This is a genomic window from Brevundimonas sp., assembly GCF_030656255.1.
GTDB lineage: Bacteria > Pseudomonadota > Alphaproteobacteria > Caulobacterales > Caulobacteraceae > Brevundimonas.
This window is the reverse complement of the sequence record NZ_JAUSOE010000168.1, coordinates 1-15,626: the sequence shown is the minus strand read 5'-3', so window position 1 is coordinate 15,626 and position 15,626 is coordinate 1. Positions and strand designations below refer to the sequence as shown.

15 protein-coding genes are annotated in these 15,626 nt (G+C 66.3%); 13 read left to right on the top strand and 2 right to left on the bottom strand.

Translation table 11 applies throughout. From position 1 onward, the window contains the following. The 8 genes from Q7J26_RS16640 to Q7J26_RS16605 all read left to right on the top strand — a co-directional run. On the top strand, positions 1-1,175 hold a 1,175-nt coding region (locus Q7J26_RS16640; protein WP_304937471.1), incomplete at its 5' end, for a proton-conducting transporter membrane subunit. 4 nt (positions 1,176-1,179) lie between these two features. Beyond that, entirely contained in the window at positions 1,180-2,664 is a 1,485-nt protein-coding gene (locus Q7J26_RS16635) for an NADH-quinone oxidoreductase subunit M (protein WP_304937470.1), read from the top strand. 8 nt (positions 2,665-2,672) lie between these two features. Beyond that, positions 2,673-4,115 (top strand): NADH-quinone oxidoreductase subunit NuoN, encoded by a 1,443-nt coding sequence (nuoN, locus tag Q7J26_RS16630; protein WP_304937469.1) that lies wholly within the window; start codon positions 2,673-2,675, stop codon positions 4,113-4,115. Positions 4,116-4,119: 4 nt separating this feature from the next. Next, positions 4,120-4,869, top strand: a complete 750-nt coding sequence (locus tag Q7J26_RS16625) for a biotin--[acetyl-CoA-carboxylase] ligase (RefSeq protein WP_304937468.1) — start codon at positions 4,120-4,122, stop codon at positions 4,867-4,869. Beyond that, the gene (locus tag Q7J26_RS16620) at positions 4,866-5,645 is read left to right on the top strand and encodes a type III pantothenate kinase (protein WP_304937472.1); all 780 of its coding nucleotides are present in this window, start codon (positions 4,866-4,868) and stop codon (positions 5,643-5,645) included. Before Q7J26_RS16625 ends, Q7J26_RS16620 begins: the two co-directional genes overlap by 4 nt. Continuing rightward, entirely contained in the window at positions 5,646-7,319 is a 1,674-nt protein-coding gene (locus Q7J26_RS16615) for a ribonuclease J (RefSeq protein ID WP_304937467.1), read from the top strand. Positions 7,320-7,378: 59 nt separating this feature from the next. Then, complete coding sequence (locus Q7J26_RS16610; RefSeq protein ID WP_304937466.1) at positions 7,379-8,293, top strand: hypothetical protein; 915 nt, start codon at positions 7,379-7,381, stop codon at positions 8,291-8,293. Positions 8,294-8,332: 39 nt separating this feature from the next. After that, on the top strand, positions 8,333-8,671 hold the full coding sequence (locus Q7J26_RS16605) for a DUF3088 family protein (protein ID WP_304937465.1): 339 nt from the start codon (positions 8,333-8,335) through the stop codon (positions 8,669-8,671). Between the two features lie 23 nt (positions 8,672-8,694). On the opposite strand, the gene Q7J26_RS16600 is transcribed toward Q7J26_RS16605, so the two are convergent. Then, positions 8,695-9,048 carry a 5-carboxymethyl-2-hydroxymuconate Delta-isomerase gene (locus Q7J26_RS16600; protein ID WP_304937464.1) on the bottom strand — a complete coding sequence of 118 codons (354 nt, stop codon included), beginning with the start codon at positions 9,046-9,048 and terminating at the stop codon, positions 8,695-8,697. Between the two features lie 76 nt (positions 9,049-9,124). Between Q7J26_RS16600 and Q7J26_RS16595 the strand changes: the two genes are divergently transcribed. The 4 genes from Q7J26_RS16595 (at position 9,125) to Q7J26_RS16580 (ending at position 12,779) form a co-directional block, all read left to right on the top strand. Continuing rightward, complete coding sequence (locus tag Q7J26_RS16595; RefSeq protein ID WP_304937463.1) at positions 9,125-9,391, top strand: DUF1467 family protein; 267 nt, start codon at positions 9,125-9,127, stop codon at positions 9,389-9,391. Positions 9,392-9,482: 91 nt separating this feature from the next. After that, complete coding sequence (gene proS / locus Q7J26_RS16590) at positions 9,483-10,799, top strand: proline--tRNA ligase (protein WP_304937462.1); 1,317 nt, start codon at positions 9,483-9,485, stop codon at positions 10,797-10,799. Next, positions 10,796-12,082: a lipoprotein-releasing ABC transporter permease subunit gene (locus Q7J26_RS16585; RefSeq protein ID WP_304937461.1), complete on the top strand. Its 1,287-nt coding sequence runs from the start codon at positions 10,796-10,798 to the stop codon at positions 12,080-12,082. The genes proS and Q7J26_RS16585 overlap by 4 nt, the downstream gene beginning before the upstream one ends. Further along, on the top strand, positions 12,075-12,779 hold the full coding sequence (locus tag Q7J26_RS16580; RefSeq protein WP_304937460.1) for an ABC transporter ATP-binding protein: 705 nt from the start codon (positions 12,075-12,077) through the stop codon (positions 12,777-12,779). The genes Q7J26_RS16585 and Q7J26_RS16580 overlap by 8 nt, the downstream gene beginning before the upstream one ends. Before the next feature lie 30 nt (positions 12,780-12,809). On the opposite strand, the gene msrA is transcribed toward Q7J26_RS16580, so the two are convergent. After that, positions 12,810-13,448 (bottom strand): peptide-methionine (S)-S-oxide reductase MsrA, encoded by a 639-nt coding sequence (msrA, locus tag Q7J26_RS16575; RefSeq protein WP_304937459.1) that lies wholly within the window; start codon positions 13,446-13,448, stop codon positions 12,810-12,812. Between the two features lie 483 nt (positions 13,449-13,931). Here msrA and dnaE point away from each other — a divergent pair. Continuing rightward, a partial coding sequence (dnaE, locus tag Q7J26_RS16570; RefSeq protein ID WP_304937458.1) for a DNA polymerase III subunit alpha occupies positions 13,932-15,626 on the top strand: 1,695 nt, incomplete at its 3' end.

Sequence of the window (15,626 nt, the reverse complement as noted above, 5' to 3'; positions counted from 1 at the left end):
AGAACGACATCAAGCGGGTCATCGCCTATTCCACCTGTTCGCAACTGGGCTACATGTTCTTCGCGGCGGGCGTCGGCGCCTATCAGGCGGCCATGTTCCACCTGTTCACCCACGCCTTCTTCAAGGCTCTGCTGTTCCTCGGCGCCGGTTCGGTGATCCACGGCATGCATCACGAGCAGGACATGCGGAAGATGGGCGGGCTGTGGAAGCTTCTCCCGATCACCTATGCGGTCATGACCATCGGCACCATCGCCATCACTGGCCTGGGCATCCCCGGCGTCGGCGGCTTCGCCGGCTTCTATTCGAAGGACTCGATCATCGAGAGCGCCTTCGCCTCGGCCGCCTCGGGCCATTCGGCAGTCGGCATGTTCGCCTTCTCGATCGGCCTGATCGCGGCGGGTCTGACGGCCTACTATTCCTGGCGCCTGATCTTCATGACCTTCCACAACAAGCCGGTTTGGAAGGAAGAGGGCGACGCCCATCATGCGGCCCATCATGGGGACGACCACGCGTCCCACGCCCAGCTGGAAACCCATTCCGAGCCGGTCGCCGATGCGCACGCCCATGATGATCACGCTCATGATGACCACGCCCATCACGGCCCGCTGAAGCCGCACGAGAGCCCCTGGGTCATGCTGGTTCCGCTGATCCTGCTGTCGGTCGGTGCGGTCGCCGCAGGCTTCGTCTTCGCGCCGCACTTCATCGGCCACCACGAGCATGAGTTCTGGCGCGGGGCCATCTTCACCGGCGAGCACAACCATGTGCTTCACGAAAGCCACGACGTCCCGACCTGGGTGAAGTGGTCGCCGCTGATCCTGACCCTAACCGGTACGGCCTTCGCCTACTGGATCTATGTCGCCCGCGAAGGCATGGGCCGTCGCATGGCCGAGCGGGGCGGGTTCCTGTACAACTTCCTGTACAACAAGTGGTATTTCGACGAGCTGTACGACTTCGTCTTCGTGCGCGGCTTCAAGGCCGTGGGCGACGCCTTCTGGAAGATCGTCGACGTGAAGATCATCGACGGCCTCGGCCCGAACGGCGCCGCCTGGGCGTCGCTGAAATCCGCCGCACGACTGGGCAAGCTCCAGTCTGGCCTCGTCTATCATTATGCCTTCGTGATGCTGCTCGGGGTGGCCGGTCTGCTCACCTTCGCCATCCTCGCGTGGGGAGCCTGAGCCCGTGCCCTACATTCTGAGCCTCGTTACATTCCTGCCGCTGGTCGGCGCCCTGGCGATCTTCCTCGCCCGGCTGGCGTCCAAGTCCCAGGACGCCGCCGCCCCGGCCGCCCGCTGGATCGCCCTGATTACGACCCTGGTCGTGCTGGGGGTCTCGGTCGTGCTGGTCGCCGGCTTCGATCCGTCGAACGTCAGCTATCAGTTCGTCGAAATGGTCCCCTGGTTCGCGGGCGCCAGCTATCATCTGGGCGTCGACGGGATCTCGATCCTGTTCGTCCTGCTGACGGCTTTCCTGATGCCGATCTGCATCCTGGCCAGCTGGAAATCGATCGAGACGCGCGTCGTCGAATATATGATCGCCTTCCTGGTGCTGGAGACCCTGGTCATCGGCGTCTTCACGGCGCTGGACCTGTATCTCTTCTACATCTTCTTCGAAGGCACCCTGGTGCCGATGTTCCTGATCATCGGCATCTGGGGCGGCGCCAACCGGATCTACGCGGCCTACAAATTCTTCCTCTACACCCTGCTGGGGTCGGTGCTGATGCTGCTGGCCATGCTGTGGATGTCGCATACCGCCGGCACCACCAGCATCCCGGAGCTGAAGCAGTACGCCTTTGATCCCTCGGTTCAGCCCCTGTTGTGGCTGGCCTTCTTCGCCTCCTTCGCGGTGAAGATGCCGATGTGGCCGGTTCACACCTGGCTGCCCGACGCCCACGTTCAGGCGCCGACGGCGGGGTCGGTCATCCTGGCCGGCATCCTGCTGAAGTTGGGCGGTTACGGCTTCATCCTGTTCAACGTGCCGATGTTCCCGGTCGCGTCCGAGATGTTCCGCCCGCTGGTCTTCACCCTGTCGGTCATCGCCATCGTCTATACGTCGCTGGTCGCCTGGCGTCAGACGGACATGAAGAAGCTGATCGCCTATTCGTCGATCGCCCACATGGGCTTCGTGACCCTGGGCATCTTCTCGGGCAACGACATCGGCATGCAGGGCGCGGTGTTCCAGATGATCAGCCACGGCCTGATCTCGGGCGCCCTGTTCTTGTGCGTCGGCGTGGTCTACGACCGGATGCATACGCGTGAGATCGCCTTCTACGGCGGCCTGACCTCGCGCATGCCCTGGTTCGCCGCCATCTTCCTGATGTTCACCATGGCCAACGTCGGCCTGCCGGGCACCTCGGGCTTCATCGGCGAAGTCCTGACCATGACGGGCGCCTATCAGGCCTCGACCTGGGCGGCTCTGGTCGCAGCCTCGGGCGTCATCTTCTCGGCGGTCTATGCCCTGACCCTGTATCGGGCGGTCATGTTCGGCGAGATCACCAATCCGAAGCTGAAGACCATCGCCGACATCGACAAGCGTGAGCTGCTGCTGTTCGTGCCGTTGATCCTCGGCACCCTGTGGCTGGGCGTCCATCCGGCCGCCGTCCTTGATTACACCGGGCCCGCCGTCGAGGCCCTGACCAATGCCTATCGCGTCGCGATCGGCGGGTGAGACCAAACATGCCTGACCTGTCCTCCGCCCTTCATCTCGCCGCCTCGGAGCTGACCCTCGCGGTCGGCGCCCTGGTCCTGCTGATGGTCGGCGCCTTCATCGGCGACAAGAGCGCCCGGCTGGTGTCGATCCTGTCGGTCCTGCTGCTGATCGCCGCCGCCGTCATCGCCTTCATGGGACCGTGGGGCGTCGCCTTCAACGGCGCCTATGTGGCCGACCCGCTGGCCATCTACGGCAAGAGCGTCATCTATCTGTCCGCCGCCGTGGCCGTCATCCTCGGCGACGGCTGGATGAAGCGGACCCACATCGCCAAGTTCGAATATCCGGTCCTGATCGTGCTGGCCTCGGTCGGCATGGGGATGATGGCGTCCTCGGGCGACCTGATCTCCATGTATGTCGGCATCGAGCTGCACTCGCTGGCCCTGTACGTCCTGGCCGCCTTCCACCGCGACGACGTCAAGGCGTCGGAAGCGGGTCTGAAGTATTTCGTCCTGGGCGCCCTGTCGTCGGGCCTGCTGCTGTACGGCTCCAGCCTGATCTATGGGTTCGCCGGTTCGATGCGGTTCGAAGACATCGCCGCCTTCGCCCAGAACAACCCGGGCCCGGGCTTGGTCTTCGGTCTGGTCTTCCTGATCTGCGGTCTGGCGTTCAAGGTCTCGGCCGCGCCCTTCCACATGTGGACGCCTGACGTGTACGAAGGCGCCCCGACCCCGGTCGTGGCCCTGTTCGCCACGGCGCCCAAGGTTGCGGCCATGGTCCTGATCGCCCGCGCGCTGGAAGGCGGCTTCGGCGAGGCCCACGCCCAATGGTCTCAGGTTCTGGTCGCCATCTCCCTGATCAGCTTCGTCGTCGGCGCCTTCGGCGGCCTGGTGCAGAAGGATATCCAGCGTCTGCTGGCCTATTCGTCGATCGCCAACATCGGCTACGCCCTGCTGGGCATCGCCGCAGGCACCAGCGAAGGCCTGCAGGCCATGCTGATGTTCATGACCCTGTATGTCATCGACCAACTCGGCTTCTTCGCCATCCTGCTCAGCCTGTCCAAGTCGGGCCGTCCGATCCGTCGCATCGCCGATCTGGCCGGTCTGAAGAAGGACCGTCCGGTCACGGCCGTGGCCCTGACCATCCTGTCGCTGTCGGTCCTCGGCATGCCGCCGTTCTCGGGCTTCTGGGGCAAGTATTATGTCTTCGGCGCCGCCGCCGACGCCGGTCTGTGGCCGGTGGCCGCCGCCGGTCTGGTCGCCTCGGTCGTCGCTGCCTTCTATTATCTGCGCATCATCAAGCTGATGTGGTTCGACGCGCCCGTCGACGACATCCAGATGGACAAGTCCTCGCCGGAAACCAGCATCATCGGCTGGTCCTGCGCCGCCTTCGCCTTCCCGCTGGTGATCGTGGGTCTGACCTGGCTGGAGCCGCTGACCAAGGTTGCGAGCGCCGGCTTCGGGAACGGTTAGGGCGTTGACGCCTGCCCCCTTGGTCATTCTCGACGAGATCGACTCGACCAACGCTGAGGCCCGTCGCCTGGCCGAGGCCGGAGAGGCCGGGCCGCGCTGGATCGTGGCGCGTCGTCAGACCGCCGGCCGGGGGCGACGCGGCCGCAAATGGGATACGGATCAGGGCAACCTGGCCTCCACCCTGCTGATCACCACGCCCAAGTCGGCGGCCGAGGCGGCCCAGGCCACCTTCATCGCCGCCCTGGCAGTGGCCGACCTGCTGGACGTCTTCGTCTCGCCGGCCCTGGTTTCGATCAAATGGCCCAACGACGTCCTGCTGGACGGGGTCAAGGTGTCGGGCATCCTGGTCGAGTCCGGCGCCCATGCGAACGGCGACCTGTGGCTGGCCGTCGGCATCGGCGTGAACCTGGCCCACGCACCGGAGGACACCGAACGCGGCGCGACCTCCATCGCCGCCCGTCTGCGCGCCGACCTAGTCTATGTCCCGCCCATCGAGGCCGCCGCCGAGATCCTGGCCGAGACCTTCGCCGTCTGGTGGGGCCGCTGGCAGACCCTGGGCTTCGAGCCGGTGCTGGACGCCTGGACCAGCCGCCTAACCGGGCTGAACGGCCCCTGCGTCGCACGACTGGATCATGAGACCCTGGAAGGTGTGGCCGAAGGGGTCGAGCCTGACGGCGCCCTACGCTTGCGTCTGACCGACGGCTCGGTGCGGCTGATCTCGGCCGGCGATGTCTTCTTTGGCGGGGCGGTCTGATGCTGCTGGCCATCGAACAGGGCAACACCAATACGCTGTTCGCCGTCCATGATGGATCCGAATGGATCGCCCAGTGGCGGGCCGCCACCGAAGCCAGCCGCACGGCCGACGAATACGCGGTCTGGCTGAACCAGCTGATGGTCATGAAGGGGCTGGAGTTCGCCGCCCTGACCGGCTGCATCATCTCCAGCGTCGTGCCCCAGTCGATCTTCAACCTGCGCAATCTGGCGCGCCGCTATCTGAACATCGAACCCCTGGTGATCGGCGAAAACGCCGAGCTGGGCATAGAGGTGCGGATCGCCAAGCCCAGCGAGGCCGGCGCCGACCGCCTGGTCAACGCCATCGGGGCCAAGCTGGTCTATCCCGGCGACCTGATCGTCATCGACAGCGGCACCGCCACCACCTTCGACATCGTCGCCGACGACGGCGCGTTCGAGGGCGGTCTGATCGCCCCCGGCATCAATCTGTCGCTCCAGGCCCTGCACGAGGCGGCGGCCAAACTGCCGCGCATCGCCATCCAGCGTCCGGACCACGTCATCGGCAAGGGCACGGTCGAGGCCATGCAGTCCGGCGTCTTCTGGGGCTATATTTCGTTGATCGAAGGCCTGGTCCAGCGCATCAAGGCGGAATGGGCGCGGCCCATGACCGTCATCGGCACCGGCGGCGTCGCCAGCCTGTTCGAAGGCGCGACCGACAGCATCGATCACTTCGATCCCGACCTGACTATTCGCGGCCTCCTAGAAATCTGGCGTCGTAACGCCCAAATGACTGACTGAATGAAAAAGCAAAACCAAGACGAACTCGTTTTCCTGCCGCTGGGCGGCTCCGACGAAGTCGGTATGAACCTGAACGCCTACGGCTTCGGCCCGGCGGACAATCGTGAATGGCTGATCGTCGATGTCGGCGTCACCTTCGGCGACCTGTCCACGCCCGGCGTCGACGTGATCGTGCCCGATCCTTCCTATCTGGAAGGCGAGACGATCAAGGGCATTGTCCTGACCCATGCGCACGAAGACCATATCGGCGCCCTGGGCTGGCTGTGGCCGCGCATCAAGGCGCCGATCTACGCCACCCCCTTCACCGCCTATCTGATCAAGGACAAGCTGCGCGAGCGCGGCATCCTGGACGAGGTGCAACTGATCGAGGTGCCGCTGGGCGGCACCGTCGACATCGGCTCGTTCGGCGTCACCTTCGTCAACATGAGCCACTCGATCGCCGAGCCGAGCGGCCTGGCCATCGACACCCCGCTGGGCGTGGTGTTCCACACCGGCGACTGGAAGATCGACGACCAGCCGATCATCGGCGAGAAGACCGACGCCCCCGCCATCCGCGCCATGGGCGACGAGGGCGTGCTGGCCATGGTCTGCGATTCGACCAATGTCTTCGTGCCGGGCGTCGCCGGCTCCGAGGGCGATGTGGCCGTCGCGATCACCAAACTGATCTCCAGCCTCAAGGGCCGGGTCGCCGTGGGCTGTTTCGCCTCCAACGTCGCCCGGATGGACAGCGTCATCCGCGCCGCCGAGGCCTGCGGACGTCGCGTGTCCCTGGCCGGCCGCTCGATGCACCGAATCACAGCCGCAGCCAAACACGTCGGCATGCTGCAGGACGTCAAACCCTTCCTGTCGGATGAAGAGGCCCGTGTCTGGCCCGCCGACCAGATCCTGTATCTGTGCACCGGCAGCCAGGGCGAGGCCCGTGCGGCCCTGTCGCGCGTCGCCGACGGCACCCACCCGGTCGTCAAACTGGGCCTGGGCGACCACTGCATCTTCTCGTCGCGTCAGATTCCCGGCAACGAACTGGCCATCGGCAATCTGCAGGACCGGCTCGCGGATCGAGGCGTGCGCCTCTACACCGAGAAGGATCACCCCGGCATCCACGTCTCGGGCCACCCATGCCGTGACGAGCTGAAGCAGATGTACGAATGGGTGCGGCCGCAGATCGCGGTGCCGACCCATGGCGTGCGCCGCTTCCTGCTGGAACACGCCAACCTGGCCAAGGACATCGGCGTCAAGGAAACCGTCACGCCGCGCAACGGCGACATGGTGCGCCTGGCCCCCGGACCGGCCAAGATCATCGACGAAGTGCCGAATGGCCGCCTGTACGTCGATGGCGGCATGCTGGTGACCGAACAGGGCGAGGCCCTGAAGGAGCGTCGCCACGCCTCGACCAACGGCGTGCTGATCGTCAGCTTCGCCCTGGACAAGCGCGGCCGCATCGCCAGCGACATCGACATCCGCAGCGTCGGCCTGCCCGGCGACACCTCTACGCCGCTGGGCGACGCCCTGGATAATCTGGCCGAACGCGTCGAGCAGGTGATCAAGAACCTGAAGGGCGAGGCTCTGGACGACGAAATGGTCATCGAGCAGGCCGTCGCGCGCGTACTGAAGAAGGCCAGCCAGCAGATCTGGGATCGCCGCCCGATCGTCGAGACGGTCGTCCTGCGCGTCTGATGCAACCTTGACCGTTCGCGCGCATTTGTCTGCGCGAACGGTCAAGGAGCACCCCATTGATGTCCAGCAAACCCGGCCCCACACGCGGCCGCCGTATGCTGGAACGGGTGCGCCACGCCCGCCATCCGCTGCGGGGCTGGCGTCGGTGGGCCTTGATCGCGGGGCAAGGGGCGGCAGGGTTTGTCGCCCTGTTCGCCGCCGTCAATCTGGCGCTCAGCCTGTCCACCTTCCGCGGTGAGGAACCGTTGTCGCGGACGGTTCAGGAACTGCGGGTCCTGTGGTTCAGCCCGGCGGAGGGCCAGCCCATGTCGCCGACGGCCTTTCCGACCGTCTATGGCCGCGACCTCGGCCCCGCGCCCGACACCGCCGCCATCCATGCCTATCTTGAGCGGGAGGCCGAGGACGGCGTCTTCCTGCTCGACCATGTCATGGTGGACCGGATCCTGAAACTGAACGGCCGGATCGACGCCCGCAGCCTGCCGTCCGGCGTCTATGTCGGCGTCCACGCCCTGGGGCCGGACCGTCTGCCTCTGGTGCCCGTGACCAAATACATGGCCCACTATCTGCTGTTCCCGCGCCACGCCTATATCCTGGTGGTGCCCGCGAGCGGGCCGGCCATCGCCTTCTCCGCCAGCCAGAACGCCAAGTTCGGCATCGACGTCCACCCGGAGCGTCTGTCCGCCGAAATCGCCCCGTATGGCCCAGACGCCTATGACTTCCCCAGCTCGGGAGAAGCGCTGCACGAGATGACGCGGATCACCAGAGACCCGGCCCGCGTCGCGGAAGCCATCGAGGCCCTGAAGGGCGCCCAGGCGCATCTGGCGGCCGAAGGTATGACCTATGGACTGCTGGCGCCGAACTCGAACACAGCCGTCGGCTGCGTGCTGGAACGGTCAGGCGCCATCACCCAGGCGGAGCGGTCATCCATCCTGTTGGCGTTACGCGCGCCGGGCTTCGGCGCAGCCTGCGAATAGACGTCGCGGAACCCGTCAGAGGTCCGCTATATCTCGTTCATGGCCGAACGACTCTTCCTGCTGAATCCCGACTGGCATGACGACCAGGGCGGCCCGTGGTTCTGCCCGCCCGGCGCCTATATCGAAGGCGTGCTGGCCTTCTATCCCCGGCTGCGAGACGTCCTTGAGGTGGTCTATCTGGACCATCCCCGCCCACGCCCCCCTGTGATCGAGCAGGTCGGCGAAGCGCATCAGAGCTGCCCCATCCTGATCCTGGACGGCGAACTGGACTGGCCGCAGGCCCAGGTCAGCGAAACGACCGGGCGCCGCTTCCTGCAGGATCACGCCATCGCCCCCTATCTGGCGGCGCGGTATGGCGTCGGCCGGCCGCACCCCTGAGGGGCGGCATACCCGATGTCCAATCAGCCGAGCGTGGCCTTGCGATAGGTCTCGTTCAGTTCGAACACCTCTGCCGACACCTCGACCTTGCCGGTCGCGTCGGCCAAGGCGGCGGTCAGTATCTCAAGCACTTTTTCGCTCAGCGCGATCTTCTGCTCCGGCGTGCGGCCCAGCATCAGGCCGATGCGGCAGGCCAGCATGGCGGTCTCGGGCGCATCACCGGCGATGACGACATGATCCAGGGCGATCAGCCGGGTTTTGCAGGCTGACAAGGCGGCGCCGGCGATCTCGACGGCGGCCTGGTGGATCTCCAGGGCGACCGGGGTCCAGTCGGTGTCGGCCAGATGGCGGGTGTATTCCAGGGTGATCTGCGGCATGTCGGGGACTCGTCCAGGGGAGGCCGATCCTCTAGACCGGTTTCAACCGGGCGCCAAAGCCCGGACAGGAGGTCTCATGCCTATCGGCCCCATCACCATGTTCGGCATCTACATCATCGTCTGGTGGACGGTGCTGTTCGGGGTGCTGCCGCTGGGAACCTCGCGCGAGACCCATGAACCGCCGACGGACGGCGCCCAGTGGGGCGCGCCGACGACGCCGAACCTGAAGCGCAAATTCATCACCACCACCTGGGTCGCCGCCCTGGTCTGGGTCTTCGTCATGGTGCTGATCTTCACCGGCTGGCTCCCCCTGCCGGACTTCTCGCGCGGGCCGGCGGTCTAAAACAGGCGGTCTAATCCCCATCCCGGCCTAGCTTTCGCCCCGGTCCAGCGGCTAAAGCCTTGGACTGTCTCTACGCCTAGGATTCCCCATCATGCGCCTGTCGCGCTTTTTCCTGCCCACGCTGAAGGAAGCCCCTTCGGACGCCCAGATTGTCTCGCACCAGCTGATGCTGCGCGCCGGCATGATCAAGCAGGAGGCCGCCGGCATCTACGCCTGGCTGCCGCTGGGCCTGCGGGTGCTGCGCAAGATCGAGCAGATCGTCCGTGAAGAGCAGCAGCGGGCCGGGGCGGTCGAGCTGCTGATGCCGACCCTGCAACTGGCCGACCTGTGGCGCGAGAGCGGCCGCTATGACGCCTACGGCCCCGAGATGCTGCGCATCACGGACCGTCACGAGCGCGAGCTGCTGTACGGGCCGACGAATGAGGAGATGATCACCGACATCTTCCGGGCCTATGTGAAGTCCTACAAGTCGCTGCCGCTGAACCTGTTTCATATCCAGTGGAAGTTCCGCGACGAGCGCCGCCCCCGCTTCGGCGTGATGCGCGGCCGCGAGTTCCTGATGAAGGACGCCTATTCGTTCGACGTGGACGAGGCCTCGGCCCGCAAGGCCTACAACCGCATGTTCGTGGCCTATCTGAACACCTTCGCCCGCATGGGCCTGAAGGCCGTGCCGATGCGCGCCGACACCGGCCCGATCGGCGGCGACCTGAGCCACGAGTTCATCGTCCTGGCCGAGACCGGCGAGAGCGCGGTCTTCTGCGACAAGGCCCTGGTCGAAATGCCGGCGCCGGGCGCGGACGTGGACTGGGATGATCTTCAGTCAATCGTTGATCAACGAACGGCGCTCTACGCCGCAACCGAGGAAATGCACGACGAAGCCCGGTTCGAGGCCGAGACCGCCGAGGGCGACCGCCTGTCGGCGCGCGGCATCGAGGTCGGCCACATCTTCTATTTCGGCGAGAAATATTCGGCGCCGATGAAGGCCAAGGTCGCCGGGCCGGACGGTCAGGACGCCAATGTCCACATGGGCAGCTACGGCGTCGGCGTGTCGCGCCTGCTGGGCGCCATCATCGAGGCCAGCCATGACGAGGGCGGCATCATCTGGCCCGACGCCGTGGCCCCGTTCGACGTGGTCGTGATCAATCTGCGCGCCAATGACGCCGCCGTCTCCGCCGCCTGCGAGGACGCGGTCGCCCAGCTCGAGAAACTGGGCAAGGACGTGCTGTACGACGACACCGACGAACGGCCGGGCGGCAAGTTCGCCACCGCCGATCTGATCGGCGTGCCGTGGCAGCTGACCATCGGTCCCAAGGGCCTGGCCGACGGCGTGGTCGAGCTGAAGCGCCGCGCCACCGGCGAGAAGGTCTCCGTTCCCCTGGCCGAAGCCCTCGAAAGGTTGACTGCTTGAACCTGCCGTCCCGTCCTTCCGGCGCCTTCTCCTCGTGGGAGATCGGCCTGGCCCTCCGCTACCTGCGCGCCAAGCGCAAGGAGGGCGGGGTCGCCACCATTGCGGTGATCAGCTTCATCGGCATCATGCTGGCCGTCGCCGTGCTGATCAGCGTCATGAGCATCATGGCCGGCTTCCGCTCGGAACTGCTGGGCCGGATGCTGTCGTTCAACGGCCATATGTACGTCCAGGGACCGGTCCTGACGTCGGAAGACCGGGACGCCGCCCTGAAGCGGATCGCCGACGTGCCGGGCGTGGTCAGCGTTACGCCCCTGAACGAAAGCCAGAGCCTGGTCCGTGTCGGCAACTTCACCACCGGTGCCATGGTGCGCGGCGTGCGGCCCCAGGACCTGGCCACCACCAAATACGTCTTCGACAGTCTGACGCCCAAGGAACGCGCCGACTTCGGCAAGGGCGCCTACGGCGGCGACCGCATCCTGATGGGGGCGACTCTGGCCAACTCCCTGGGCCTGCGAGTCGGCGACCCCGTCACCCTCTATTCCCCGACCGGCGCCGACAGCGCCTTCGGCAATCTGGGCGGACTTGAGAAGACCTATTTCGTCGGCGGCCTGTTCCGTTCGGGCACGGCCGACTTCGACCGCGCCTACCTGTTCATGCCCCTGGAGCAGCAGCAGCTGTTCTTCGGCAAGGAAGGCGTCTGGGATGTCATCGAGATCAAGGTCGACGATCCCGACCGCGTCGCCGACCTGATCCCCGCCATCCGCGACGCCGCCGGGCCGGGCTCGGTGATCAGCGACTGGCGCGAGCGTCTGGCCGCCTTCTACGGCGCCCTGCGGGTCGAGCGGGTGGCCATGAGCATCATCCTGGGCCTGGTCGTCGCCATCGCCGCCATGAACATCATCTCCGGCATCGTCATGCTGGTGAAGAACAAGACGCGCGACATCGCCATCCTGCGCACCGTCGGCGCCAGCCCGTCGTCGATCCTGCGCATCTTCTTCATGTCCGGGGCCATGATCGGCGTGGCGGGCACCCTGGCCGGCCTGGCCCTGGGCCTGCTGTTCTGCTGGAACATCGGCACAATCCAGCACGCCATTGAGGCCGTGCTGGGCGTGCAACTGTTCAACGCCGACGTCTATCAGCTGGACGCCATCCCGGCCCTGGTCGATCCAATGGACGTGACCTGGGTCGCCGTCTGGTCCCTGATCATGAGCTGCGTCGCCAGCCTGCCGCCGTCCTGGACGGCGTCCCGTATCGATCCCGTGGAGGCGCTCCGCTATGAGTAGGTCTCCTATCCTGTCGGTGCGCGGCCTGACCCGCACCTATGACACCGCCAACGGCGGCCTGACCGTGCTGAAGGGCGTGGATCTGGACGTCATGCCCGGCGAAATGGTCGGGCTGATCGGCCCCTCCGGCTCCGGCAAGTCCAGCCTGCTGCACGCCGCCGGCCTGCTGGAGAAGCCGACCGAGGGCACGGTCGCCATCGACGGCGAGATGGTGGGGGATTTGGACGAGCGCGCCCGCACCCGCCTGCGCCTTTCGCGGATCGGCTTCGTCTATCAGTTCCACCATCTGCTGGCCGAGTTCGACGCCCGCGACAATGTCGCCCTGCCGATGCGGATCGCGGGCATGAGTCTGGCCCAGGCCCGCGCCCAGGCCGAGGAGACCCTGACGACCCTGGGTCTGGGCGAACGCCTGACCCACCAGCCGGCCCAGCTGTCGGGCGGCGAGAAACAGCGCGTCGCCATCGCCCGGTCCCTGGCCAACAAGCCGCGCCTGCTGCTGGCCGACGAGCCGACCGGCAACCTGGATCCGACCACCAGTCAGTCGGTGTTCGAGTCCCTGCGCGACCTGGCCAAGACCACGGGCGTCGCCGCCCTGATCGCCACCCACAATATGGAGCTGGCCGGCCACATGGACCGCGTCTTCGCCCTGAAGGACGGCCATCTGGAAGAGCGGGCGGCCCAAAGTCAGGCCTATTGAGCCAGGCCTACTGACACCTGGCGTACGCCGTCACCCCACGGCGGCGTCGCCCCAGATGGCGCGCAGCCTCTGGGGCCGGCGGCAGCCCTGGCGATAGGCCTCGTAATGGGCGCGGTTGCGGCGGGCGTAGTCCTGATGCTCCGCCCCGGCGGGCCAGAACCGTTGGGCGCCGACGACCGGGGTGGTGAAGCTCTTGCCCAGAACACGCATGGCGGCATCGCGCGACGCCACCGCCGCCGCCCTCTGCTCCGCCGTGGCGAAGACCGCCGCGCGATAGGACGGCCCCTGATCGCAGAACTGCCCGTTCGGATCGGTCGGGTCTATGGTGCGCCAGTAGCGGTCCACAAGGGCGCGATAGCTGACCACGCGCGGATCGAAGGTCACCTGGACCGCCTCCATATGGCCGGTGCCGCCGCGCACCACCTGCTCATAAGTCGGGTTGGCCGTCTGACCGCCGACGAAGCCCGACACCGCCGAGCGAACGCCGGGCAGGCCGTCGAACGCCTTTTCCTCCGACCAGAAACAGCCGCCGGCGAAGACGGCCGTCTGAAGCGGCGTCGAGGCCGGCTGGGCCTCGGCGCGGTCGGTCCGGGGCAGGGCGGCGGTCGCCAGAACGGCCAGGGCGGCGGCGGTCGTCGCGCCGGCCAGGAATTTCAGAGACTTGGTCATGGGGATATCTCCGTTTCTCCACAGGCATACGATGCGCCGCTGCAAATGGTTTCAGGTCGTCCTGGCCCTTGGGAAAAGACCGGGGTTGACGAGAACAATGAGCGAACATAGAACAAGGCAAGAACATTCATGTCTGGGGATAAGCCGCCATGCCGCGTTTGATGAGAGATATGCTGTCGCTGGCCTCGTGCAGCGGTTTCGTCTGGATGGTCTGGACCCTGGCCTTCAGCGTGACGACCGCCTGATTTCAGACTCGCGCGGGCAGTGTCTGAATCTGCGTTGTGTAAAATCAGTCGCTTATGAGAGATTTCAGACTATTCAGACTGTGTTTTTTCGCCGTGAAGGTCTGAAGCCTCTATCCACAGCGGATCGATGATTGCACGGCCCGGCTGAAGGTTTGCTGTGTTCCGGCGGGCGGCGATGTGAGACTCGGTCCAGGATGATGCGCGGCCTCCCTTCGGAGGCGCGACAGGCGGAGGTCCAGTGAGCGAACCGGTCAACAGTCAGGGTTTCGTCCATCTGCGCGTCCGCTCGGCCTATTCGCTGCTGGAAGGCGCGATCAAGGCGGGCAAGCTGGGCAAGCTGGCGGCGGACGCGGGCATGCCGGCCGTGGCCATCGCCGACCGGACCAATCTGTTCGGCGCGCTGGAGTTCAGTCAGTACACCCGTGACGCCGGGGTCCAGCCGATCATCGCCTGCGCCCTGCCGGTGTTCGGCATCGGCGGGCAACAGGCCGTGCGCTGGGCCAAGACTCCGACCGTGGTCCTTCTGGTTCAGAACGAGGCCGGGTGGCGCAACCTGTGCGCCCTGTCGTCCTCGGCCTATCTGGATGCAGGCGAAATGGCTGAGCCGGGCGTGGCCTGGGACCAGGTCGTGGCTCGGTCCGAGGGGCTGATCCTGCTGTCGGGCGGACCGGACGGTCCGGTCGATCCCCTGTTCACGCAAGGCAAGAAAGGCGAGGCCTCGGCCGCCCTGGCGACGATGAAATCCGTCTTCGGCGACCGCTTCTATGTCGAGCTTCAGCGGCACGGGCTGGAAGACGAACGGCGGGCCGAGCCCGGTCTGGTCGAATGGGCCTACGCCAACGACACGCCCCTGGTCGCGACCAACGACGTCTATTACGCCAAGGCGGCGCAGGCGAAGTCCCACGACGCCCTGCTGTGCATCGCCGACGGGGCCTTCACCGGTCAGGAAGACCGCCGCCGCATCACCGGTGAGCACTGGTTCAAGTCGGCCGAGGCGATGCGGACCCTGTTCGCCGACCTGCCCGAGGCCTGCGACAACACCATCGACATCGCCCGGCGTTGCGCCTTCTTGGTCAACACCCATGCGCCCATCCTGCCGCGGTTCGACACCGGGGCAGGGCGGTCCGAGGCCGACGAACTGGCCCACCAGGCGCGCGAGGGACTGAAGGTCCGGCTGGGCCAGATCACGCCCGCCGTGCCGGAGGCGGAATACTGGTCCCGGCTGGAATGGGAGGTCGGCATCATCCAGCAGATGGGCTTCCCCGGCTATTTCCTGATCGTGTCCGACTTCATCAAATGGGCCAAGGAACACGGCATCCCGGTGGGGCCGGGGCGGGGCTCCGGGGCCGGTTCTCTGGTCGCCTGGTCCCTGACCATCACCGATCTGGACCCGCTGCGGTTCGGCCTGCTGTTCGAGCGGTTCCTGAACCCCGAACGGGTCTCCATGCCCGACTTCGATATCGACTTCTGCCAGGAGCGGCGCGAAGAGGTGATCGACTATGTTCAGGACCGCTACGGCAAGGACCGGGTGGCCCAGATCATCACCTTCGGCACCCTGCAGGCGCGGGCGGTGCTGCGCGACGTCGGCCGGGTGCTGCAGATGCCGCTGGGCCAGGTGGACCGGCTCTGCAAGATGGTGCCGAACAACCCGGCCGCGCCTGTCACCCTGGCCCAGGCCATCGACCTTGAGCCGCGCCTGAAAGAGGCGAGGGACGCCGAGCCTGCGGTTCGCACCCTGCTGGAGACGGCGCTGGAGCTGGAGGGGCTGTACCGCAACGCCTCGACCCACGCCGCCGGCATCGTCATCGGCGACCGGCCCCTGGTCGAACTGGTGCCCCTGTACCAGGATCCGCGCTCCACCATTCCGGCCTCCCAGTTCAACATGAAATGGGTCGAACCGGCCGGCCTGGTGAAGTTCGACTTCCTGGGGCTG